22 protein-coding genes are annotated in these 25201 nt (G+C 38.9%); 21 read left to right on the top strand and 1 reads right to left on the bottom strand.

Annotated elements, in window-relative coordinates; translation table 11 throughout:
* Window position 1: 1 nt before the first annotated feature.
* The 11 genes from BN1002_RS17145 to BN1002_RS17095 all read left to right on the top strand — a co-directional run bounded on the left by BN1002_RS17145 (window position 2) and on the right by BN1002_RS17095 (window position 11428).
* A complete protein-coding gene (locus BN1002_RS17145; protein ID WP_048826745.1) occupies window positions 2–1267 on the top strand; it encodes a four-carbon acid sugar kinase family protein in 1266 nt (421 codons plus the stop codon).
* Between the two features lie 20 nt (window positions 1268–1287).
* Window positions 1288–2259, top strand: coding sequence for a 4-hydroxythreonine-4-phosphate dehydrogenase PdxA (pdxA, locus tag BN1002_RS17140; protein WP_048828027.1), 972 nt, complete (start codon window positions 1288–1290; stop codon window positions 2257–2259).
* Window positions 2260–2272: 13 nt separating this feature from the next.
* Window positions 2273–3091: an ATP-dependent sacrificial sulfur transferase LarE gene (larE, locus tag BN1002_RS17135; RefSeq protein ID WP_048826744.1), complete on the top strand. Its 819-nt coding sequence runs from the start codon at window positions 2273–2275 to the stop codon at window positions 3089–3091.
* Window positions 3092–3095: 4 nt separating this feature from the next.
* Window positions 3096–3731 carry a hypothetical protein gene (locus tag BN1002_RS17130; RefSeq protein ID WP_048826743.1) on the top strand — a complete coding sequence of 212 codons (636 nt, stop codon included), beginning with the start codon at window positions 3096–3098 and terminating at the stop codon, window positions 3729–3731.
* Between the two features lie 24 nt (window positions 3732–3755).
* Entirely contained in the window at window positions 3756–4457 is a 702-nt protein-coding gene (gene larB, locus BN1002_RS17125) for a nickel pincer cofactor biosynthesis protein LarB (protein ID WP_052445653.1), read from the top strand.
* Window positions 4438–5895, top strand: a complete 1458-nt coding sequence (larC, locus tag BN1002_RS17120; protein ID WP_052445652.1) for a nickel pincer cofactor biosynthesis protein LarC — start codon at window positions 4438–4440, stop codon at window positions 5893–5895. Before larB ends, larC begins: the two co-directional genes overlap by 20 nt.
* Before the next feature lie 372 nt (window positions 5896–6267).
* Window positions 6268–6462 carry a hypothetical protein gene (locus tag BN1002_RS17115; RefSeq protein ID WP_048826741.1) on the top strand — a complete coding sequence of 65 codons (195 nt, stop codon included), beginning with the start codon at window positions 6268–6270 and terminating at the stop codon, window positions 6460–6462.
* A 419-nt stretch (window positions 6463–6881) separates the two neighbouring features.
* Window positions 6882–7580 carry a response regulator transcription factor gene (locus tag BN1002_RS17110; protein WP_048826740.1) on the top strand — a complete coding sequence of 233 codons (699 nt, stop codon included), beginning with the start codon at window positions 6882–6884 and terminating at the stop codon, window positions 7578–7580.
* A 310-nt stretch (window positions 7581–7890) separates the two neighbouring features.
* Window positions 7891–8616 carry a sensor histidine kinase gene (locus BN1002_RS17105; RefSeq protein WP_231575048.1) on the top strand — a complete coding sequence of 242 codons (726 nt, stop codon included), beginning with the start codon at window positions 7891–7893 and terminating at the stop codon, window positions 8614–8616.
* A 111-nt stretch (window positions 8617–8727) separates the two neighbouring features.
* Window positions 8728–9492, top strand: coding sequence for an ABC transporter ATP-binding protein (locus tag BN1002_RS17100; protein WP_048826739.1), 765 nt, complete (start codon window positions 8728–8730; stop codon window positions 9490–9492).
* A complete protein-coding gene (locus BN1002_RS17095) occupies window positions 9482–11428 on the top strand; it encodes an FtsX-like permease family protein (protein ID WP_048826738.1) in 1947 nt (648 codons plus the stop codon). Before BN1002_RS17100 ends, BN1002_RS17095 begins: the two co-directional genes overlap by 11 nt.
* An 856-nt stretch (window positions 11429–12284) precedes the next feature.
* Here the strand turns inward: BN1002_RS17095 and BN1002_RS17090 are convergent.
* On the bottom strand, window positions 12285–12644 hold the full coding sequence (locus BN1002_RS17090) for a helix-turn-helix domain-containing protein (RefSeq protein ID WP_048826737.1): 360 nt from the start codon (window positions 12642–12644) through the stop codon (window positions 12285–12287).
* 454 nt (window positions 12645–13098) lie between these two features.
* On the opposite strand from BN1002_RS17090, the gene BN1002_RS17085 reads away from it, so the two are divergent.
* The 10 genes from BN1002_RS17085 (at window position 13099) to BN1002_RS17040 (ending at window position 25199) form a co-directional block, all read left to right on the top strand.
* Complete coding sequence (locus tag BN1002_RS17085; protein ID WP_048826736.1) at window positions 13099–13800, top strand: YveK family protein; 702 nt, start codon at window positions 13099–13101, stop codon at window positions 13798–13800.
* A complete protein-coding gene (locus BN1002_RS17080) occupies window positions 13781–14443 on the top strand; it encodes a CpsD/CapB family tyrosine-protein kinase (RefSeq protein ID WP_048826735.1) in 663 nt (220 codons plus the stop codon). Before BN1002_RS17085 ends, BN1002_RS17080 begins: the two co-directional genes overlap by 20 nt.
* A 447-nt stretch (window positions 14444–14890) precedes the next feature.
* The gene (locus BN1002_RS17075; RefSeq protein WP_048826734.1) at window positions 14891–16717 is read left to right on the top strand and encodes a polysaccharide biosynthesis protein; all 1827 of its coding nucleotides are present in this window, start codon (window positions 14891–14893) and stop codon (window positions 16715–16717) included.
* A 122-nt stretch (window positions 16718–16839) separates the two neighbouring features.
* Window positions 16840–17991, top strand: coding sequence for a glycosyltransferase family 4 protein (locus tag BN1002_RS17070; protein WP_048826733.1), 1152 nt, complete (start codon window positions 16840–16842; stop codon window positions 17989–17991).
* A 10-nt stretch (window positions 17992–18001) separates the two neighbouring features.
* Complete coding sequence (locus BN1002_RS17065) at window positions 18002–19201, top strand: O-antigen ligase family protein (RefSeq protein ID WP_048826732.1); 1200 nt, start codon at window positions 18002–18004, stop codon at window positions 19199–19201.
* Window positions 19201–20220, top strand: coding sequence for a glycosyltransferase family 2 protein (locus tag BN1002_RS17060; RefSeq protein WP_048826731.1), 1020 nt, complete (start codon window positions 19201–19203; stop codon window positions 20218–20220). Before BN1002_RS17065 ends, BN1002_RS17060 begins: the two co-directional genes overlap by 1 nt.
* Window positions 20217–21227, top strand: coding sequence for a glycosyltransferase family 2 protein (locus BN1002_RS17055; protein ID WP_052445651.1), 1011 nt, complete (start codon window positions 20217–20219; stop codon window positions 21225–21227). The genes BN1002_RS17060 and BN1002_RS17055 overlap by 4 nt, the downstream gene beginning before the upstream one ends.
* Window positions 21228–21280: 53 nt before the next feature.
* Complete coding sequence (locus BN1002_RS17050) at window positions 21281–22243, top strand: glycosyltransferase family 2 protein (RefSeq protein WP_082036279.1); 963 nt, start codon at window positions 21281–21283, stop codon at window positions 22241–22243.
* Window positions 22240–23727, top strand: coding sequence for a lipopolysaccharide biosynthesis protein (locus BN1002_RS17045; protein WP_048826730.1), 1488 nt, complete (start codon window positions 22240–22242; stop codon window positions 23725–23727). The genes BN1002_RS17050 and BN1002_RS17045 overlap by 4 nt, the downstream gene beginning before the upstream one ends.
* A gap of 266 nt (window positions 23728–23993) precedes the next feature.
* A complete protein-coding gene (locus BN1002_RS17040; RefSeq protein ID WP_048826729.1) occupies window positions 23994–25199 on the top strand; it encodes an ATP-grasp domain-containing protein in 1206 nt (401 codons plus the stop codon).
* Window positions 25200–25201: the final 2 nt, after the last annotated feature.

The following is a 25201-nucleotide window of genomic DNA, read 5'->3' as shown; positions in this document are numbered from 1 at the left end:
GATGAGTAAGATTGTACTTATTGCCGATGATCTTACCGGTGCCTGCGATTCTGGAGTCCAATTTACCCAAAAGGGGCTCATATCGGTTGTTAGCCTGGATGGAAATATACCGAACGGCCAGAAAACCGAGGTTATTATTTTCGATACAAACAGCAGAGCTTTACCGAAAGATGAAGCATATCATGCAGTTTATAAGATTGCTGAAAAAATTAATTCCTTACAGTATACACTTCTTTATAAAAAGGTCGATTCTACGCTTCGCGGCAATCTTGGCAGCGAGGTGGACGCCCTGATGGACAGGCTTCAATTGGACATTGCTGTTGTCGCACCTGCCTTACCAGAGCTTGGCAGGACTACAGAGAAAGGGATTCATTATTTAAACGGGATACCGGTCAGTGAGACAGAAATTGCCAATGATCCGAAAACCCCTGTAATAGAATCAAACATTGTAAAGCTTCTTTCTAGCCAGTCCAAAAGGGAGGCTGTCCTATTTCAAAAAGAAGTTTTTAAGGAAGGGCCTAGAGCGGTTGAAGCGGCTATTAAAGGATTTGTCGCAGAAAAAAAGTTGCTTCTGGTCTTTGATGCGGCCAGACGTGAAGACTTGTATGAAGTAGTAAGAAATCTTAAGGATCTGCCGTTTAGAATGGCTTGGGTTGGATCCGCGGGACTGGCGGAAGCTTTGTCACCAGAAGGCAGACCATCATTAACAGTGGCAACTATGCCGGAAGCTTCAGGAAGAAGACCCGTCGTCGTTGTATGCGGTAGCAGGTCAGGTGTAGCCAGGCGTCAGGCGGATTATATTATAGAACATTCTAAAACCGCATCTGTCCAGCTTATGCCGCAAGCATTGCTTGACGAGCGAGACCGCAAAGCAGAAATTGCACGTTGCCAGACCGAATTAAAAGAATTCCTCTCAAAAGGGAGGGATGTGTTGCTCCATGTGGAGACTGGTGTGGGAGTCCCCGCTTCCAGGTCGGCCGACATTCCCTATATCATTGCCGACACACTCGGGGAGATTGCTTCCGATGCCATACAAGTCCACAGGCTCGAAGGTTTGGTCATGACAGGAGGCGATACAGCAAAAGCAATCGCCAAAAAGCTGGGTGTACAGGGGATGGAACTGGTCGGGGAGGCCGAACGGGGGCTTCCTATCTCAAGGTTGTTGGGGATGCCCGGACTCCTGGCTGTAACGAAAGCAGGTGCTTTTGGTACGGACCAATCACTCCTCCGCGCGTTAAAGCTTCTGAAAGGGGATGAGGAAACGTGAAACCAATCGTTGCCATCACAATGGGCGATGCTGCCGGTATCGGACCGGAAATAATTATTAAAGCCCTTGTCATTAAGGAATCCTATGAAATTTGCCGTCCACTTGTTATCGGAGATGCATCAATTTTGGCACGGGCCGCCGGCTTTATTGGGGCTGATCTGAAAGTGAATTCAATTGCTGACCCTGCTGAAGCAGCCTTTCAGCTAGGGACGATTGATTGTATCGATTTACACCTGCTCAGTGCCGACATTCCCGTTGGAAAAGTATCCAAGGAAGCTGGTAATGCCGCTTTCAGATACCTCGAAAAAGGAATATCCCTTGCAAAGGAAGGCAAAATTGATGCCATTTGTACTGCCCCTTTGAATAAGGAGGCTCTCCATCTTGGCGGCCACCTTTTTCCTGGGCATACTGAAATCCTTGCTGAATTGACCGGAACGAAAGATTTTGCGATGATGCTGACTGCGCCGAATTTAAGGGTTATTCATGTAACGACACATGTAGGGCTTCTTACAGCGGTTGAGCTCATTAACCCTGAAAGAGTATACAAAGTCATTAAATTGGCTGATGAAACTCTTAAAAAGGCGGGAATTGACAATCCGAAAATCGCAGTCTGCGGCATCAATCCCCATGCAGGTGAGAATGGTTTGTTTGGGAATGGTGAGGAAGAGGAAAAAATCGTCCCGGCGGTTGACAAGGCAGTTCGGGAAGGAATCAACGTTTCCGGGCCGCTTCCGGCTGATACGCTTTTTTTCAGGGCGATAAGGGGCGACTTTGACATCGTCGTGGCAATGTACCATGACCAGGGCCATGCCCCGATTAAGGTCCTCGGCCTTGAGGCGGGGGTCAACATAACTGTTGGGCTGCCGATTATCCGTACCAGCGTCGACCACGGAACTGCCTTTGATATTGCGGGAAAAGGGATAGCGAGTGAGGATAGCCTATTGGAGGCGCTACGGCAAGCCGTCGCTCTTGCCCCAAAACAATCAGAATGAGGTGTGCAAAGTGTTGCTTGAGATTAAGTACAAAAAACTCCAGTCGATTTTAACTGAAATGGAGACCATCGTCATTGCTTTTTCTGGTGGTGTGGACAGCACGTTCCTTTTAAAGGCTGCACTCGATACACTGGGTCCGGACAAGGTTCTTGCAGTGACTGCTGATAGCGAGACCTATCCATTTGAGGAGCTTGAGGAGGCGAAAAGGATTGCCAGAGATCTTGGTGCCCGCCATGAGGTAATCCAGACTTCGGAGTTGGCGATTCCCGGCTATGCCGAAAACACGCCGAACAGATGTTACTTTTGCAGAAAAAGCCTCTTTGAGCATATTCTGCCGATTATGAAGAAACAAAACTATAAAAATATTGCCTTCGGCTTGATAGCGGACGATATGGGTGAACATCGGCCTGGCATAAAAGCTGCAAAAGAATACAATGTTAGGGGCCCGCTCCAGGAAGTGGAACTTTACAAGGACGAAATCAGGCAGCTGTCACAGGAATGGGGACTTCCAACATGGAACAAGCCTTCTCTGGCCTGTCTGTCCTCGAGAATTGCCTACGGCGAGAAGATAACGATCGAAAAGCTGATGAAGGTTGACCTGTCTGAAAAGGAAATCAGAAAATATGGCATCCGCCAGGTACGGGTCCGTACACATGGAGATATTGCAAGAATTGAGGTAGACCCGCAGGATATGGCAACACTGTTAAACTATCACGAAGAGATTACTGCCAGACTTCAGGAGTTCGGTTATAAATTTGTGACAATGGATCTTTCAGGCTATAAAAGTGGAAGCATGAATCGAGTTCTTCAAAAAGTAGAAAAGGAAGATTAACAATATGGAAAGCACCTTAGCGATCATGGGTATTGGCTTTCTGCTTGGCATTAAGCATGCTTTGGAGCCCGACCATGTTATAGCCGTTTCAACAATCACCAACAAGCACCGCTCCCTCAGGCAGTCAGGATTCCTTGGCGTATTCTGGGGAGTTGGCCATACGTTAACTCTTATGGCCGTTTTCCTCCTTCTTTTTTTTACGAAAGGCAGCATTTCAGCCAAATGGGAATTGTCTTTTGAACTAATTGTCGGAATTATGCTCATTATCCTTGGGTTTACCGCGTATAGGAAAAGGAAAAACACCGATATTTCATTAATGAGTAACTCGAATAAGCAATTTTTCTTAAAATCAATGGCTATTGGACAAGTCCACGGATTGGCAGGAAGCGCGGCAATGACCTTACTTGCATTGTCAATGGCCAGTTCATTAAATGGAGCATTGATTTATATTGGCATTTTTGGTGTTGGCACGGTTCTAGGGATGTTATTATTTACTTTATTTCTCAGCATTCCATTCATTTTGGCCAAGGGAGCCAGCAAAGTGAACTATGCACTTACGATTGCCACATCTATACTTAGCGTTGGGTATGGCGCCTTTTATATCTACCGGATCATTTTTCAAGAGGGCTTGTTTTCTTAAAAAATATATACAGCAGGTGACATCATGGAAAAGTTTGAAGATCTTGGATTCAGCAAAGTTGATATAGACAGGGAAAAGCGGACTGGATTTCCGGAAGTGATTTTTGGGGAAGGAAAGTCAGCAGAACAAATCGGGCTAATTCTTGGTAGGCTAATTGAAAACCATGGAAAAGGAATGGTAACCAGGCTCTCGAAAGAGAAGGCTGATAGATTGCTAAAAGAATTTCCTTCTGCAAAATATGACTCCATTTCAAGAATCTTACTTTATGGGACACCTACAAACCATTTAACGGGAGATTTGATGATTCTTTGTGCAGGTACATCAGACTTGCCGGTCGCCGAGGAAGCAGCATTGACTGCTGAATGGATGGGTTGCAAGGTGAAGCGGATTTATGATGTCGGAGTGGCCGGGATTGACAGACTGCTATCCTATCGTGAAGAAATTACCCGGGCAAGTGTCCTTATTGTTGTGGCAGGAATGGAGGGAGCCCTGCCGAGCGTTGTCGGTGGATTGGTCAAACGCCCAGTCATAGCTGTACCAACCTCGGTGGGTTATGGTGCACATATGCAAGGGATAACACCGCTTCTCGGAATGCTTACTTCGTGTGCTTCAGGAATGAGTGTGGTGAATATTGACAATGGGTTTGGTGCTGCATACCAGGCTGCGCTCATTCTAAAGCTTGCTTCAGATTTTAAGGAGGGCCATAATGAAACATCTTTATCTTGATTGCGTATCCGGAATTTCAGGTGACATGACCTTATCAGCCCTGATTGATTTAGGAGCTGACCTTGATTATATTCGAGGGCACTTGAAACAGCTGCCAATTGATCCATTTACAATGGATATAAAACAGGTTAATAAAAGAGGAATTTCTGCAAAATTGCTTCAACTCCACTTTGAAAGTTCATGCATGGATATCGACCGCCATACTAAGTATGGCCATGAGCATTCAACCGAGCAGGATGATGGATCTATTCACGGGCATTGCCATGAACATGGGCACAGCCATGAACACGATTATCATCACAGCCATGGACATTCCGATGAACACACTCATGGACATACTCACTCCCACGAACCTTTACATGGACACAGTCATAATCACGTACATAGGCAAGATGACAGCCACCATCATGGCAATCATATCCATAGCCATCATCACGGCGATCATAATCATAGTCATCATCATGAGCATCGAAAGGCCTCGACTATTCTTAATATGATTAGAACCAGCGGCCTTCCTGAGCGCGTCAAGCAGAGAAGCATGGCAGTGTTCCAGGTGATTGCTGAGGCTGAAGGGAAAATCCATGGGATGAGGCATGAGGAAGTCCATTTTCATGAAGTGGGAGCAATGGATTCTATCATTGATATAATAGGCGTCTGCTTGGCGTTGGAAAGCCTGGGGGTTGAAAAAATAACAGCATCACCCGTACCGACCGGTTATGGAAAAGTATTGATTGCCCATGGATTGTACCCAATTCCTGCTCCGGCTACAGCCGAAATTTTAACAGGCGTTCCACTTGCTGATTTTCATGCTGAAGGAGAGTTGACGACACCGACAGGAGCGGGATTCGTCAAGGCGCTTGCAGAAGAATATGGCCGCTTGCCTGCCTTGCCGATGAAAAAGATTGGCTATGGTGCCGGCAAGAAGGACTTTGAACATCCGAATGTCCTCAGAGCAATTTTATTTGAACATGCACCGATAGTAGAGATGGAAACCATTGGCGTCCTTGAGTGCCAGCTTGATGACATGACTGGCGAGATGCTCGGGTACGTAATGGAAAAAGTGCTAGCAAAGAATGCGCTTGATGTATATTTCACCCATGTTATTATGAAAAAAAGCAGGCCTGGAATCCTCCTGACGGTGCTCGCCTCACTTCAGCATACCGATGAAATTGAGAGGTTATTGTTAAATGAAACGAGCACATTTGGAGTCAGAAAATCCGAGTGGTCAAGGAAAATCCTTCAACGAACCTACAAAAAAGTCAGTACTCCTTTTGGGGAAATAACAGTAAAAGTTGGGTTCACCGGAAACTCAATACTCAAGATGACTCCTGAATATGAGGAAGTGAAGAATGCAGCCATTTTAAAAAATATCAGTTTTATGGAAGTGTATGCATCAGTCCAGAGTGCCGCTAGAGAGCAAATCATTAATTTGGATTAAAAAATTTAGCATAGGGTAATAGCCCAACTTTCTAACAAAGAAAGCCAGCAGGCCTAATATGGCAGCCGGCTTTCTTTGTTCTATTCGGTTTCAGGAAAAAGCCATCTTCATTTGGGTTGGTAGTTTCAATTTTGTTATTTATCTTACAACCAATAATTTGTTGTTTTTGTAGTGACTCTTAATGCCTGAATTTTCCTATGCAGTTTGTAATCTTTGCTTAAGGCTCCTAAGGACGGGTAAATTAGTATTGAGGTGATAGAGATGAAAGTGACGATAAACAATGAGGCAAAACAGCAACTGGTCAATGTATTTGGAGCGGAACCGACTGTTAAAATCAATCAAGTTCGCACAACCGGTTGAGGTGCTACCTTTGTGTACGAACTTGCTCAGGTTGAGCAAATACAAGATGAAGAAACATTTAAAGTAGATGAAATCACCATCGCCATTGACCCGCAGGCAGTAAGGGATCTGGATGGGGATGTCATACTCGACTATAAGAATAATTATGGGTTTATTCTAAAGAATAGCTTTGAAATCCTGACTTTTGGAATGAAAGTGAAAAAATAACTTGCACTTTTGTGGCAATACGAATTTAAGACGACACCTTTATGACTGTTGACACAGTTATGTTGGTGTCGTCTTTTTCATTTTATAATAAATTTATCCATTCAAATCAATTTATTAAATGAGTGATGGCGATTCAACAACGGGTGAAATAGAGTTTTTTCTATATTCTAAAATTAGTAGTGATACTAATTGTATATCTTTGGTAGAATCAAATTGGATGTTGGTATCCTATTTTGTTAGTAAATATGGTTTTAGTGTATTTTTTTCTAATTACTTCACTATTCCTGGTTTTAATCTGAATATGAAACTCTAAATGTAGTAACGTAAAATCACTTTAAAAAAGGACTGCTCATTTAACGTGTTCTACAGTTTATATGTGATATAGAAAAACAGAATTTAGATGTAAAAGGGGAACGGATGTGTACAAAATCTTGCTTATTGAGGATGATCCGCAACTTTGTCAATTGATGAAGGAAAGTTTAGAACGCTATGAGTATAAAGTGCATCTTCCTGAACATTTTTCAAAAATAGAGGAAACGTTTGTCAGGATAAAACCTGATCTAGTCCTCTTGGATATTAACCTGCCGTATTATGACGGATATTATTTGTGCAGAAGTTTTCGTAAGCAGTCAAATGTACCAATCCTGATGATTTCAGCGAGAAGTCATGAGATGGACCAAATCATGGCGATTGAGCTAGGGGCAGATGATTATATATCCAAGCCTTTTACATTTGAGATGCTGCAATCCAAAGTAAAGGCGACGATAAGACGAGTGTACGGGGAATACGCCTCGAAAGACACTAGCATCTTAAGTGTTGGCTCTCTTAGCCTCAATGCGAATGATATGACCTTAACTTATGGACTGAAAAAGGTGGAACTATCGAAAACCGAATATAAACTGATGAAAAAACTAATGGAGCATCATGGTGAATTTGTTTCTAGAGAGGAATTGATTGAAGAAGTATGGGATTCAATTACGTTTGTGGATGATAATACTCTAACGGTGAATATTACGAGAATCAGGCATTTGTTGTCAGAGTTGGGGTCGATGTTTTCGGTAAAAAGCAAAAGAGGAGTAGGATACAGACTGTCCGAATCTGTTCCTATAAGTGATTAGGATGAGAAGAGAGATTTTCAAAAGGTTTTTAAAAGACAGGATACCGACTATCACTCTGTATTTGGCAGGCCTGGTCTCGGTTATAACCTTTTTCCGTCTCAGTGAACGGGCGAATAGGGAAATATTATATCCGAGTTTGATGGTCGTCTTCTTATTAATCGTCTGCTTGGTCATTGAATGGTTACGTTACTATCCCCCCAATCGGGCCATATTTCTTATGCTGGATAATCAGGATTCTCACTTTCAGCCACATACGAAGGAACAAATGGCTTTTCAACAATTGATACATAAACTGACAGGTGAATTCACCATGAAAAACAATGTATTGAAGAATCAAAATAAAGAGAGGCTCTATTTTCTATCCCATTGGATGCACCACTTGAAAACTCCTGTCTCGGTTATGGAACTTATCTTAAATAAGGAAGATCAGGAAAAGGACATAGCTGAGATGTTCAAAATAATTAGGCAGGAAAACAATCGGCTTCACACTTCCATTCAACAAGGTCTTGCCATGATCAGGACGGAGAGCTTCGAAAACGATCTCGAGGTGAGGTCGGTCGATTTAATCCCTTCATTGCGTAAATTGATAAACGAAAGAAAAAAAGAATGCATATATCAATCCATCTATCCTTCCATGGAATTCGAAGGGCAGAGTGCGATTATTGCCACGGACCCAAAGTGGAACGATATTTTATTAGATCAAATCATCTCAAACGGAATAAAATATTCCGCTCCCAAAGCCGGGAATAAGAAGCTTATCTTTCGGATCAAGAGGACTGGCAAACGTATAAGTCTAACCATTGAGGATGAAGGTATTGGCATACCTTCCTATGATCTTGAACGGATATTTGATGCCTTTTTTACAGGAGATAACGGAAGGGCTTTTTCCAACTCCACTGGGATTGGTCTTTACCTAAGCAAAAAAATAGCCGACAAGCTCGGAGCAGATATTAGCATAGATTCGCTTCCTTCTAAAGGTACTGCTGTGACAATCCGGTGGTTGGCGGGAACCGATACTAGTAGAATCGGTTTCTAAGTCTGTAGCAAGATACCTTACAATATTGTAAGGTATCTTTTAGCTTTGGCAATGGTTCCGTTTTACGAGGTCCATTACAATGATGATAGTGTGAAACGGGGAGGATAATCTATGGTGATTTTAGATGTGAAAGATATCGTGAAAATTTACGATGGGTCTGGCGGTGAAGGCTCGACAACTGCTTTGGATGGGGTAAGCTTGTCCGTTAAAGAAGGAGAGTTTCTTGCCGTAATGGGATCTTCCGGGAGTGGCAAAACCACACTCTTGAATGTCTTGAGTGGCATTGATCAGCCAACCTCAGGGGAGGTCATCATTTCTGGCCGGGAAATAAGCGGGATGACAGGAGATGACCTAGCCCTTTTTCGCCGAAAAGAGCTAGGTTTTATATTCCAGGATTTCAATCTATTAGACAGCTTAACGGTTAAAGAAAATATACTACTTCCGATGATACTTGAGAAGAAAACTCCGGATGAAATGGAAGGGAAGCTTGCCTACCTGGCAGAGCTTTTTGAAATAAAACCCATCCTTCATAAGTACCCTTATACGATTTCCGGGGGCCAGCAGCAGCGAACAGCAGTGAGTCGGGCCCTCGTGAATAAGCCTGCCATATTATTCGCGGATGAACCAACCGGGAATCTTGATTCAAAGTCATCGACGGTCATCATGGAATGTTTTGAAAAAATAGTCAAAGAACTATCGACAACGGTTCTTCTTGTAACCCATGATGTGTTCGCCGCAAGCTATTGTCAGAAGGTTGTATTTATTAAAGATGGCCTTATCCATTCAACGATTGCAAAAAAGGGGAGCAGGAAGGAGTTCCTAAATCAAATCATGGATAACCTTGCTGTCTTGGGAGGGAAATCCTATGACATTTAATCAAGTCATTTGGAAGATGGCCAAGGTACAATATAAAAAGTATATGTTTTATTATTTGTGCAACAGTTTTGCCGTTATGTTTTTCTTTATGTTCTCAACTGTCTATTTTAACAATCAGATTGAGAAGGCGAAGCAACTGGATGGGATACAGGATGCGTTGTCTATTCCGGGGGGTGCACTTATTATATTTACCATCTTCTTCATTAGCCTTGCCCACAATGTCTTTATGAAAAGAAGAAGGAGTGAATTCGGTCTTTTCATGACATTAGGCATGTCCCGCAGCGATATTACGAGACTGCTCGTGTTGGAGAATGGTGTAATTGCCGCTGCATCCATTGTTACCGGGTTGTTGGCAGGGGCCATCTTCTCTAGATTATTTTTCATGCTTTTAATGAACAGTGTGGGTATGCGGGAGATTGTATTCCATTTAAGAGGAAAAATGTTCTTGTGCTCTGTTGGTGCATTTTTAATTGTGTTTTTACTCGCGGTTGGGAAATCGCTTTTTCTATCGTACCAAAGTAGTGTGCTCGCTAGTATGAAGAGTAATCGGGTTTCTCAAGCAATAAAGTTGAAAAGTCCGTTACTCGGTTTTTTCGGGCTTGCCTTAATGATGGGATCGTTACTGGCCTTGTACGTTACTTATGTAGATTCGGATGGTGGATTACTGCCGTTATGGACACTCGGCATTTTAGCGGGATTATACATAGCGTTTAGCCAGTTTACTAGTTTCTTAATTGAAGTCACAAAAAAAATCCCGGGATTCTATTTTCGCAGAATGCTTTTTTTTACAAGTCTCGATTACAAGTTTAAACAATTAACCTCGATTATCATGCTCGTTTCAGTCATGACCATGATTACAATATTATACAGCTCCTTGTTATTAACTTTTTATAAGTCATCAGAAAAGGATGCAATAAGAAATAATCCTTATGATGTGGCCTTTTACCAGACGGAAACGAAAAACAATTTGCCGGAAGAAAAACTCTATGCTGTTTTTGAAGATCAGGATCAGCATATTGAAGAACATATAGTCATTCCGGTGCTTACTTATTATCAAAAACATCCATATGTCGAGGGGGTTGAAACATATCAGATTATGGGACTCAAAGAGTTTAACAGGGTTACCTCTGCTACTGCGAAATTGAATGATAAGGAATACTTCGTCTACTTGAATTCCGAGGCTGAATATGGGGAGGTCGACGTCAACCAACTTCTCGAACTTGCGATTGATAACAAGAAGATAGCGTATGAGTTTAAAGGGAAATTTGTTCAAAAAGCCATAAACATATTACCTAATACCCATGAGTTTATCGTTGTGAACGAAAACGAATTTGACTTTCTGACTGACTCATTAAATGCTTACAAATCCAATCTACATTTAATCAACGTAACCGACTGGAAGGGAACAGCTGATGCTGTGAATGATCTGGAGGAAAAATTTGCTGACTTGAATCAAAGTACAGCCCCTATCGAAGACAGACGCATAGAGTTTTTATCCGAAAAAGAACAATTCCAAGTGGCTGCCAAGGTGTCTGCTTACAATAACATTAGAGGCTCCAGCGGCATCATGTTCTTTGTGACTACCTTTCTAACCATCATGTTTTTCTTTGGAACATTCATTCTCTTATACTTGAATCTTTTTTCAGAGATTGATGAGGAGAAGGCTAAATACAGAAAGCTTTATAAAATAGGAATTACATTGAATGAAGTCAAGAAGTATATTTCCAGCGAACTAATCACGGTCTTCTTTGCTCCAACCCTGATTGGAACCGTATTGGCTGCCTTTTACGTGGTTATCTTGTCTACAGATACTGGCGGTATCATGCATAATCTGGACTTGTTGTCTCATTTTTTCCTGATATCTTCAATATATCTAGCCATCCAAATTATTTACTACTTCTATTTAAGAAACAAAATGATGAGGTACTTAATTTAAATATATTCAAGCGGATACTTATATGAATGCCTGTAGTTGCTTATTGCAATGTGGTAAATCTGTGTTTTATTCAGCACTAAACATTCTGATGAAGCAAGTTCGCACAACCGGTTGAGGTGCTACCTTTGTATACGAACTTGCTCAGGTTGAGCAAATACAAGATGATGAAACATTTAAAGTAGATGAAATCACCATCGCCATTGACCCGCAGGCAGTGAGCGATTTGGATGGGGATGTCATACTCGACCATAAGAATAATTATTGGTTTATTCTAAAAAAAAGTTTTGAGATTTTAACTTATGGGATGAAGGTAAATAAACCGTGAATTAAATTTTAGTGAGGCACTGGAACTGTCCCCTGCTTCATTAGGATGACGCCAGCTTGGATGGCGGGAGCCTTCTGTGACCTTTGTAATGAAGGGACACGGAAGGTTTTTATTTTGCCAGAAGGGGGTTAAATGGGGTTCCTTCGTGATTGAAGTAAGGTTCCTGTCACGCCCCGTTTAAACACTTGTTAAATCTACTGGTTTAACGAGTGTTTTTTCGTTTTGAATTTAATCCTTCAATTCTTAATTTCATTTTTTTGCTTGGAGAAGATATATCAATCAAGTGTGACTCTGATTATAGGCAATAAAAAGAGCTAAGAAAATTCCATTGCTCACCTACTTGTATGAATAAACTATACCTAAATACATGCGCTTGATAACGTCAATGTTTTAGTTATTTTAGTATTTGTTTCAGTATATATTTGTAAGAAAACAATAGTGACAATGCAGCAATTGGGGTAAAGAGTCTAAATAATTTAATGAAGTATCAATGGAGCCTTGGTATCCGAAAAGGATTCAGGGCTTTGTTACCTATTTCTCACAGTTGTTTTTTTCCCAAATTTTAAATTTGATATAACTAATATACTCCTTAAAGTCATTTTTGTTAATTCCATCCTCAATCGCTTTTTCAATCATTTTTTTCCATTCTGGGTCTAGATTATTATCATTATTGTCTAAATCAAGTACCTCATGATTCATTCCAGTAAGTAAGAACCCAATGGAAACATCCAAAGGTTTAGCTACTTTAAATAAAAAGTGAATAGATGGATTTTTATTAAGATCCCTTTCCATACCGCTTAAATAAGATTTAGAAACATGTGCTAGTTCAGCTAGTTCGCTTAAAGAATACCCCTTTTGTTCCCTAAGTTTTTTTATTCGCTCTCCAATCATAAGATTTCTCCTTTTGTTCATATCGGGATGACCATTTTATATCAGGAATTATAAAACAAATATCGTTCTTTTGAAAGAACTAAATTTTTGCAAAAAAAACCATTATATATGATTATTGAAAATTCTTGCGAAAAATAAACAAGTAGGGAGTTGTTTAGGGATTTCCTTTTCAATACAGCATTATCGTACTGGATATAGAATTTTCTGAAGGGTTAATCTATAAATATTAGTTAATAAGGAGTAAGGAATTATGTAGTTATATACAAGAAAAGAGCAAAATTTCGGGTATGATTTTCTATTAAATGTCATTGACTTGTTCTTTATACAGAATTAATATTAGCGTATATTACATTTAGTTAGGAGGGTGTGTTGAATATTTCCTAACTTGATCTAGAAGTTATTTCTTAGCGAAGAACAACCGTTCCGTAAAATAAATTAAAAGCGGGGAAAAAATGTGGACAAAGAAATCAATATAAAAAAACTATTGAACATTATTAGGAATCGTCTTTGGATTCTAATTATAGTTAGCATTATTTCTACCACTCTAGGCGGTCTTTATAGTTTCTATATCACGAACCCTCTTTACAAAACATCTTCTAAACTGATTGTGAATACAGATGATAAACTTATGAACACTCTCATGGTAATGATAAAAGAACCAGGTTTTTTGGAGCATGTAGTAAAAGAGATGGATCTAAATACAAGCCCCGAAGAGTTAAGCCAGCGAATTTCTGCAGGAAGTATTGGAGGTTCATCAATAGTAGAAATTTCTGTAATTGATTCAAAACCAGAAAAGGCAGCAGATATTGCCAATATTGCTGCAAATGTATTTAAACGTGAAATGGAAAAAACGTTTGGATTGGATGATATTCGAATTTATTCCGAAGCCAAAATCAATTCCGCACCTATTAATATCAATCATGGAAATAAAATTGTGCTTAGCTTTATTATTGGGATTATTGCAGGTATGGGGTTAATTTTCTTATTGGATTTCATGGATAACACGGTAAGAACGGAGTCGTTGGCAGAACAATTACTAGAGGCCCCCGTATTAGGGAATGTTTCAAAAATGAATAAGAAAACCACCGCTCAAAAAAAAAATATTCGAGAGAAAATCGGAATAAGGAGGCATTCTCTTGAAACTAACAAAGAGTAAAATGTCCTTTCTAAATATGAAAGTTAGTCTGGTGGCTGCCACTGCCCCAACTTCTAATATATCTGAACAATTCAGGACCATTCGTACAAACTATCTTTCTTCAATTGATTGCAAAAATGCAAGAACGATTATGATTTCATCTGCAAATGGGCAGGAAGGGAAGTCAACGGTTGCCGCGAATTTTGCCATATCATTGGCGCAGCAAGGAAAAAAGGTTTTACTAATTGATGCGAATTTACGAAATCCAATCCTCGATTTTTCTTTTAAAGTGAACAATTCTATAGGGTTAAGCACTGTGCTAAATGGAAGAGTCAGGTTTGAGGATGCGGTTGCAGACACGGGTATAAATGGGGTAGACCTTTTACCTAGTGGACCAGTTCCTATAAATCCTGCAGAGCTGCTTGGCTCTGTAAATATGGAATCGCTTATTCACAGGTTAGCCGGCTTATACGAAGTGGTCTTATTAGACACTTCCTCAATATTGGAGATTTCTGACGCGAAAATTTTAGCAAATCAATGCGATGGTTTAATCATTGTCATTCGGTCTGGAAAAACAAAAAGTGAGGACATGATTAAAGTAAAGAAACAATTGAAACACTGTAAAACAAAATTATTAGGAATTATTTTAAATGAGACTAATTGAAGGATAAATTGAGTTTTTTTTTCGACTATTTTGTTCTTAATAAAGAATAAACTAATACTATATAAAACGATGGCGAAACTAGGTGATATCTCCTTACCGTTAACAATGGAGGTACTCGGTCATGCTGTGGGTTGGAAGAAACCTTAGACGCCGGTCGTCGAGAGTATGATGTGAGGAGGGGTTAAATGCCCCATATTTTATTAAAATCTTTCATTAATAGGTCTTCTTAAGATCTAATAATGAAAGATTTTAATGACAATCCATTAGGAGTATATGTTTATGAGCTTTAACGTCTACATAAAACCCATTAAAAAAGCATTTAAACTATTCACCTAGTTCTTTTATCGGACATTTAGAAAAGAGTTAAAGGGAGTAAATGCATTTAATAAATTTGACAGCCGTTCACCAACCATAAAAATTCGAATCAATTAACTAAGGGGTGTGAAAATGACATATAAACAAAGGTTGTCTTTTTTTATTTTTGCAGATTCTTGCATTGTATTAACCGCTGTTTTTTTTAGTAGATTCCTGGTGAATGCGACAGTCCATGTAGTGACAGTCCCAATTGTCTTAACAGCACTTACAATTCTCATCAGCCATCATATTCTTTCGTTCAAATTTCATTTGTATAAAAAAGCCTTGGAGTATGCAAGTATTGGGGAGCTTATTATTATATTAAAAGTAGTAACGGGATCCATCCTTGCAGCATTATTATTTCAACAGCTAATTATTCATCAGATATCTTTCAGACTCTTGGCCGTAACATGGCTTTTACATATTTTCCTCATAGGCGGATCGAGATTTTGCTGGAGAGTGTTCCGGGATTCTTTTATTAACAGAGAGGGCAACAAGAAGAAAACGCTGATCATAGGTGCAGGGGCAGCTGGATCAATGGTGGCGAGGCAGCTTTTGCAAAATCGCGATACGGAACTTGTTCCGGTTGGATTTATTGATGACGATATCAAAAAGCATAACCTTGATATCTTTGGCATACCTGTTGTTGGTGGAACAAATCAAATCGAATCCATTGTGAAGAAATGCAATGTCGAAAATATTGTTATCGCAATCCCTTCGCTTCAGAAAAAGGAACTGAATGCTATTTTTCAAGAATGTGCAAAAACAACTGCAAAAACGAAAATTTTGCCTATGCTTGAGGACTTGGTTTCAGGGAAGGTAACTGTCAGCCAATTTCGTGATGTTCAAGTAGAAGATTTGTTAGGCAGGGAACCAATTAAGCTCAATATCGCGAATATCACAGAATATCTGACCGAAAAAACGGTTCTTGTTACCGGCGCGGGGGGTTCGATTGGTTCTGAAATATGCCGGCAAATCGTGGCCTTTCGACCGTCACGCCTTATTTTGTTAGGCCATGGAGAAAACAGCATTTATTCAATTGAAATGGAATTGATTGAGTCTAAACAGCCAACTTCAATAGAATTCATTACGGAAATAGCCGACCTGCGGGATGCAGATAAAATGAATACGATTATGAAAAACTATAAGCCCGATGTTGTTTACCATGCGGGCGCCCATAAGCATGTACCGCTCATGGAACGGAATCCTGAGGAAGCATTAAAGAATAATGTGATCGGTACGATGAATGTAGCAAAGGCGGCCAGTTTAAATGGCGTAAAAACTTTTGTGATGATTTCTACAGATAAAGCAGTCAATCCAACCAGTGTAATGGGAGCAACCAAACGCCTGGCCGAAATGATCATTCAAGGAATGGACCGCGTTAGCTCCACAAAATTTGTGACTGTAAGATTTGGCAATGTACTCGGAAGCCGGGGCAGTGTGATTCCTTTATTCAAGCGCCAAATTGAAAAGGGCGGCCCTGTAACGGTTACTCATCCTGACATGATCCGTTACTTTATGACGATTCCCGAAGCTTCAAGGCTGGTGATCCAAGCCGGTTCTTTAGCAAAAGGGGGAGAGATCTTTGTGTTGGATATGGGTGAACCCGTCAAGATTGTCGACCTGGCTAAAAACCTCATCAAGCTGTCAGGAAATTCAGTCGAGGAGATTGGAATTGAATTCACGGGAATACGGCCTGGTGAGAAGCTTTACGAGGAGCTGCTCAAAGAGGAGGAAGTTCATGAAAAGCAAATCTATCCAAAAATTTATATCGGGAAAAGGTCGGAATTATATATTGATGAAATCAATCATTTAATTGAAACATTTGCTGATTTAGAAAAAGAGGAACTTAGAGAAAAACTATTGCTGATTGCAAATGGGAAAGTGGCTTCAAAGCGGCTTTTATCCATTTCGGTTTAGGGGATTTTTATTACGGGAAGTCGGATTCCAGCTGCACGAATGGGAGACCGTTTATATCAGTTACAAAGTTATGGGATATTTTTGAGAAAGAAAGTGAAGATCAACTAAGGCTGGTGATCGAAGTGAGAAAAATCCTCTATATCACGACCTTGAGCAGAACGATCAATTCTTTTTTAGTTCCTCATATTGAAAAACTTATAAATGAAGGCAATATCATCGACTGTGCCTGTTCAATCGATGAAGAAGCCGATCAAAACCTGGCCAATCTCGGGGTCAGGTTTTTTGATGTTCCTTTTACGAGAAACCCATTGCATCCGGTGAACGGAAAGGCTTTTATTGGCCTGATGAGGATCCAGAAACAAATCAACTATGATATCGTCCATGTTCATACGCCAATTGCCGCATTGTACGGAAGGCTTTTAAAGCTAAGATTCCCCAAACTGAAAACGATTTACACGGCCCATGGGTTCCATTTTTATAAGGGAGCGCCGCTCGTCAATTGGGGGATTTATTATCCTATCGAAAAGGTGATGGCTCGCTATACGGACACGATCATTACGATGAACACGGAAGATTATGAGCGGGCAAAGAGGTTCAAGGTTAAGGGAACTCATCTGGCCAACGGTGTTGGCGTAAACTTAGCTTCTTATCGTGTTGATTTATACGATCGAAATGAGGTCAGAAGGGCTCTAAACTTAAACGAAGATGATTTCGTCATCATCATGATTGCTGAAGTGAACAAAAATAAAAATCATAAACAAGTGATAGATGCTGTAAACATTCTCAAGCAAAAAGGGATCCATGTAAAAGTGATTTGTGCCGGAGATGGCCCGCTTCTTGAGAGACTTAAAATGGAGCTTTTGGAAAGGGAGTTGGAAGATCGAATTCATTTCCTGGGGAATCGGGATGATATAACAGCGTTGATAACAGCGAGTGATCTTGGCATCCTTATGTCCTATCGGGAAGGGCTGCCAAGAAATATCATGGAATTGATGGCCTGCAGGAAACCAGTAATCGGGACAAAGATTAGAGGGATTCGTGATTTAGTTAAAGATAAGGTGACCGGATTTTTGGTAAATGTTGAGGATGCGGCTGAAACAGCCCAAAGAATAGAAGTTCTTTACCGAAACAGAGATTTTTTAGAGAAAATGGGCTCCAATGCGTATGAATCTATTAAGCAATATGATGTGAAACAAGTGGTTGATCAGCTTGTGGAGATCTATGGGTTGAACAATCAAGGAAATGAGCAAATGTTTACAAAAACAATTTCATAAAGGTGTTCGTATGGAAAATAAACTGAAGCAGGGACATTATGTACTATTTAGTCCGCAAAATATTCTTATATTGACCATGGTCTTGTTTTTTGGTTTCACATCACTAAGGTTTGGTGCGTTTGGCCTTGGAGAGCTAGTTTTATTATTTTTTTGTCTGAGCCAGCTGGTTGGCCAAAAGACCATTCTCGTATCGTTTCACCATCATTTCTTTTCTTTATTTTGGGTCGCCTTTCTAGGTTTCATGACATTCGGTTATGCGGTTAATACCTTTTTAGGAATTGCGCCCCAGTATGTGAAATTTGATTATCAGGCCTACATTGTAATCCTATTTTTATGTTTTACATTTGAAACTTTCTTTAAAAAGAGCGATTTTGCCAGCTTATACAGCTTAGTGCGTTTTCTTTATTTCGGCGGATTATTTGTAATAGGTACCTTGTTTTTTCTCTATTTGCAAGGCAGGACTGTTTTATTGGGGTTTAGTTTAACATACGGTGGCGCTGAGATTTTTTCTCCATTTGCTAACGACTACCACCAATTTGCCTACTTCATCGCTCCCTTTCCATTTATCGGGTTGTATATCATGACCATTGAAAAACAGTTGACCGTAAAAATCCTTGCTTTAGCAGGGATTGTTTTAAGTATTTCAATAGGAATGTCAACGACTTCTTCTACATTGGTGGCGGCGTGGGCGATTGCAACTCTCATTTTTTGTATGGTTACGGCAGTGAAGTCTGTTCATAAACTACATCGTTCTTACGGCCTAATCATCGCGCTATTCTCCATCCTTATTCTCGTTTTATTGTTCAATTATGAAATGATCATTACCTTTATCAATGATTTCTTTCATGGTGATACCAATGGAGAGAATAGGCTCGTCATTTGGGGTAATGCCATTAAAGCCTGGCTCTATTCGCCTGTTTTCGGCCTGGGACCTGGTTCATATTCAGGCGATGATATATTTGCTGGATATGAAGCTCATAATACATTCCTGCAAATATTGACTCAAGGCGGGATCGCCGGGGGATTGGCCTATATCCTGATGGTCACAAATTTAACGAAAAACACCTATGTGAATACCTTTATTTTATGCTCGGTCATTTCTTTAGTCGCGTATGGCTTAGGGATTAATGATTTACGTCGCACAGTCCTTTGGTTCTACTATATTCTGTTTTATTTTCTAGTTTTAAAAAGTAAAGGGGAAACAAGTTGATGGGCACTCCTTTATTATCCATTGTCATTCCAGTATACAATGCTCAAGAAACAATCAGCCGTGCCATTGGCAGTATTTTATCCCAGGATTTCAAGGATGTCGAAATCATCGTGATCAATGACGGCTCCAATGACCGCAGTCTTGAATTCTGTGAAAATATCGCGCGAAATGAACCAGGAATAAGGCTTTTCTCCATTGAAAATTCCGGAGTCAGCTATGCAAGGAATGTAGGCATTGAACAAGCAAAAGGAAAGTATATTACGTTCTTGGATGCAGATGATTATTATGCAGAAATGGCACTTGAACAAGTGGCTGCAAACTTAAGCCCTGACACCGAAATGATGATCTTCGGTTACAATGTCGATTTTGAAAATAAATACACCGATTGTTTACTGCCGAGTGAACAGGTGTTCACTTTCCATGACCAACATAGATTCAGGGAATATGCCGTTTCATTAATACGCAACGAAATGATTAACGCTCCCTGGAATAAGGTTTATTTAACTAGCTACTTAAAAGAAAAGGAAATAATGTTCCCGGCAGATTTAAACATTGGCGAGGATTTAAAGTTCAATCTATCTGTCATTAGGGATATTGAACACGTAAAAATTTTAAACATGGCTTTAGTGAACTATTGTGTGAAAAAGGGGGAAGGGCTTGTGTCGCGTTTTCGGTTAAACCGGTTTGATGTTCGATATGCCCTCCTTATGGAAATTAGAAACCTCTTGTCGTACTGGGGATTATTAAAAGAAAATCAAGCCATGATTGATCGATTTTTAATCAGAGATATCATGGCCTATTTTATGGACTTTTACAAAATGAATTGTGATTTGACCTATAAAAAAAAACTGGAAATCATAAAAGAACTTCTATCCAGAGACAACATAAAAAAAAGTTTAAACAATAGTCAATTTGAAGATTTTTCCACAAGGATCATAGAGCTAATTTTGAAAACAAATAATACAAGGTTCATCTTATTTACAGCGAAAATTTTAAACATAAAGCGAGTGGCAAGATGAAAATAAAAATTAGTGTCATCGTACCTATCTATAATGTCGAGGAATACTTGAGAAGATGCATCGATAGTATCTGTCATCAATCCTATAAAAATTTAGAAATCATCTTGGTGAATGATGGCTCGACAGATAGTTGTCCCATTATTAGTGATGAGTATAAAGATAAAGACAACCGGATCAAAATTATCCATAAACAAAATGGAGGGCTTTCCGATGCTCGAAACGTTGGTATAGAGCACGCTACCGGAGACTATATCAGTTTCGTGGACAGTGATGATTATATTGCAGAAAATATGCTGGAAGTATTAATCAATCTCTGTTTAGAAAAAGAATGTGATATATCAGTTTGTGGAGTTGTCAGGAAATATTCTGATAGAGAAATTAGCATCTCCTCCGATATAGAAGAAGTTATTGATCATGAAACGGCATTCAAGTATTTAATTCAAGGGAAGTATTTTCATGATTATGCATGGAATAAATTATATAAATCCGAGCTGTTTACAGATATAACATATCCAGTAGGTAAGATTTATGAAGATGTTTTTACAACTTATAAATTGTTTGCAAAAGCTAATAAAATTGGATTTACTGATCGACCGCTCTACTTCTATGTTCAGAGAGACGGGAGCATATTAAGACGCGGGTTTCATTTAAATCAATTCCACCAATTAGAGGCATTAAACGAAATTGAAATGTTTATTACAATAAATAAAAAGTATCATCATTTGCAGGAAACATTGGACAGCAGAATTCTTAATGTGAAATGCAGGTTGATCTTCGATATCTTGGTAGATAAAATTTTGAATTCCTCAGCAAGTTTCGATGCAAGCGGAAGAAAGCTGCTTAAAGAAATAAAGACTAATGGTATACAAAAAATCAAGAATCAAAATATTCATCCTCTCAGCAAAATGATAGTGGTGCTATCCATGTTTGGATTTAACTCACTGGTCACGCTTATAAAAACCCCTATTGTAAAAAGCGTCATAATGAAAAGGAAGAGGTTGTTATGATACCTTGGGCTTTTTTAGTATAGAAGATGGCATAGAAAAGGGGATTAACCAAATTGAAAAATATAGTAGTAAGTATAAATTGTATTACTTACAATCATAGAGACTATATTGCAGATGCAATTGAAAGTTTTTTAATGCAAAAAACAAACTTTGACTTTGAAATATTAATCCACGATGATGCATCGACAGATGGAACGGCAGAAATCATTAGAGAATATGAAAAGAAATATCCAGATATCATAAAACCTATCTATCAGACTTTTAATCAATATTCACAGGGGAAAAAAATATTTATGCCTAACGCTGCAAGAGCAAAGGGAAAGTATACTGCGATTTGCGAAGGAGATGATTATTGGACAGATCCATATAAAATACAAAAACAAGTAGATTTTATGGAAAGGCATCCTGAATGCAGCTTATGTGTTCATGCTGGTAACATGGTGTCAGCATCAGATAAGAAAATAATAAACCGGTGCCGGCCAAACAGAGGAAATAAAGTCTATACCGTAGAGGAAGTTATCGAATATGGCGGAGCTTTATTCATGACAAATTCAATGTTTTATCAAACAAAACTTGCACAAAATATTCCCGAATTTTTTAATAAGGTTAATGTTAGTGACTATCCATTAACAATATATTTAGCTTTGCAAGGTACAGTTTATTATTTGGATGAATATATGTCAGCTTATCGATTATGGGTTAGTGGTTCATGGACGGAAAAAAACCTTTCCAATATTGAAAGTTTTAAAAAGCACTTTGATACCATTTCAAATATGCTCGATGAAATAAATCAATATACAGGTTTTAAGTATAAAGACATTATCATTCGAACAAAGAAACGTAATCAGTTTGATCTTTTATTAAAGCAGGAAAAATTTAAAGAAGCTTTTGAAGATGAATATAGATTCATCTTTTCAGAGTTTAATTATAAGACCAAGGTTAGGTGGTTTTTACAATGGCATTTTCCTAGTATCTTAATGTCTTTGTTAAAAATAAAAAGGAAATTAATGATATGAACATGGAAGTGACAAGAGCCAGTGTTATTTCATCTTTGTTCTGGAAGTTATTAGAACGAGGTGGAGTGCAAGGAATACAATTTATTGTGTCGATTGTGTTAGCTCGTCTACTTAGTCCGGAGGAATTTGGAAAACTGACGCTTACTGTAATTTTTATCACTATTTGTAGTGTTTTGGTTCAAGGAGGTTTTACCACAGCACTAATTCAAAAGAAAGATGCTGATGAAGTTGATTTTTACTCGGCCTTTTACTTGAATCTATTCAGTGCTAGTGTTCTGTATTTTGTTCTTTTTTTTACAGCTCCTTTTTTAGCCGTATTATTTGAAGAACCTCAATTAATGATGGTGTTGAGGGTTCTGGCATTGACCTTGTTTTTCGGGGTTTTTAATTCAATCCAGATTGCCGTGATTCAGAAAAACCTGGAATTTAAAAAACTGTTCATTAGCAGTTTAGGATCGGTCATCATTTCGGGGCCAGTAGGTGTAGTAATGGCTTATGCAGGTTATGGGATATGGGCATTGGTAGGGCAGCAATTAACTGCTCAATTCGCAATAACCACCATCCTATGGTTGGTTGTGAAATGGAAACCTAAGTTCCTTTTTTCATTTGAAAAAGTAAAAAATTTATTTTCATATGGGTGGAAAATTTTAATATCATCATTAATTGATACTCTGTATTCAAATATACGAAGTCTCATTATCGGAAAAATGTTTAGCCCGGCGATGTTGGCTTTTTATAATAGAGGGGAAATGTTTCCTAGTCTCATTATCATTAACATCAATGGATCCATAGAGTCAGTCATGATGCCGGCTTTATCATTTCATCAGGAGGATGCACAAAAAGTAAAGAGTATGATGCGCAGATCGATTGTTACGGGCTCATTTATTTTGTTTCCCATGATGGTCGGTCTGGCTGTTGTAGCTGAACCATTAGTGAAAATCGTCCTAACAGAAAAATGGCTTCCTGCTGTACCATTCCTACAAATCTTTTGCGCATCCTATGCTTTATATTCGATTCATACGGCAAATCTTCAGGCGATTAAGGCGTTGGGGCGGAGTGATATCTTTTTGAAACTTGAAATAGTAAAAAAAATCATTGGACTAATTATTTTAGGATTCACTGTTTTCGGGGGTATATATTCCATGGCGTTAGGTATGTTAGTTAGTGGCATCATTTCTAGTTTTATTAATGCTTATCCTAATTTAAAGTTGCTTAACTATAGCTACAAGGAACAATGGTATGATATCATGCCATCGTTTTTTTTATCCATAGCAATGGGGGCTGCTGTTTATCATGTCAGATGGCTGGCTCTGTCAGACGAACTTACAATGGCAATTCAAATCATTATGGGGGTTATCCTTTATGCCATGTTGGCTCATCTATTTAAATTAGAGTGTTTCCATTACTTAACATCTACAATAAAAGATACACTGAAAATAAACGGTAAAAAAATTAAGCGAAAAGAAAAAATTGTGCAACATTAGACATTACCTAATGTTGAATCAGAAGATATCCCCATCTTGTTAAGTAGATGTGTTTTTTATTCTCTTACGTTAGCACAAGGTGTCATATCAATATGCAACAGAGCAAGGGTATTACATAGAATCCTTGCATTTGTGCTTAATAAGTTTAAAAGTTTGGTAGATTTAAATGTAGTCTTGAAAATACCCCCCATCAAATGGCCTCCTCCCTCTATAAATAAAGGATCAAATAAAAGTCAATATAGTAATTAAACTAAAAGGAGATAATTATGATGACTAAAAGTAAGCGGTTGTTAATTATAGGTGCTGGTAGAGGACAAGTGGGGTTAATAAAGACTGCAAAAGAAATGGGCATCACTGCTATAGTTGGAACAACGCCTTATAATAATCCTCCGGGAATAAAACTTGCCGATGAAATTTGTGAAATGGATATTTCCAATCAAGATGAGGTGTTGTCAAAGGCTAAAGATTTAAAGTTAGATGGTATAGCGACAAGTTGTTCAGATCTTGGACTTACTGCTTTAGGAAAATCCTGTGAAATGTTATCTTTGGCTGGATTAAATGAAAATGCTGCGGAGCTTTGCCAGGATAAGCTTAAGATGAAAAGTGTATTGATGGATAATGGCATTAGCACAGCTAAATTTTATAAAGTATCATCTGAAGGTGATCTTAAGCAAGCCCTAAAAAATCTTATGTTACCCGTTATCGTAAAAGCAACTGATTTGCAGGGAAGTAAGGGAATCTATATTGCTTATTCAGTAGAGAAAGCATATGAAGCATTTAGAAATGCGATGTTTGATACTAAAAGGAATTATTGTATTATAGAAGAATTTTTAGAAGGATGGGAATTTGGAGCACAGTCTTTTGTATATAATGAGGAAGTTTTATTTGTTATGCCTCACGGCGATGATACTTTCATGAGTCATACAGCCATTCCTGTCGGGCACCATGTACCTTTGAATTGTTCTGAAGATATAATAAAACAAACAGAAGCATGTGTACGTAGCGCTATAAAAGCTTTAGGCCTTGATAATTGTGCTGTAAACGTAGATTTTATTGTAAAGGATGGAAAAGTATATATGATTGAGCTCACCGGTAGAGTTGGTGCGAATTGCCTTCCTGAATTAACTTCTATTAATTTTGGAATAAACTATTACCAAATGATAATAGCCATGGCGTTAGGTGAGAATCCTACAGAAATATGGGCTAAACGCAATAAAGAAACTAATGCTGGATTAGCTTGTATGCTGTTTTCCGAAGATGGAAATGGGACTCTTAAAAATATCGAATATACTGGCATTAAAGATGAAGATATTTTAGAAGTTACGTTTTTTAAAAAGCCAGGGGATGAAATTAAAGGATTTAAGAGTTCGAAAGATTGTCTAGGCCAAGTAATTGTTAAGGGTAAATCAAAAGAGGAATGTGAAAAAAAAGTAGAACAGATAAAAAAGAGAATTATTATTGAAATCTCATAACA

Source organism: Bacillus sp. B-jedd (genome assembly GCF_000821085.1).
Classification (GTDB): domain Bacteria; phylum Bacillota; class Bacilli; order Bacillales; family Cytobacillaceae; genus Bacillus_D.
The sequence above is the reverse complement of the archived record's forward strand: the minus strand, read 5'-3'. Positions and strand labels throughout refer to the sequence as shown.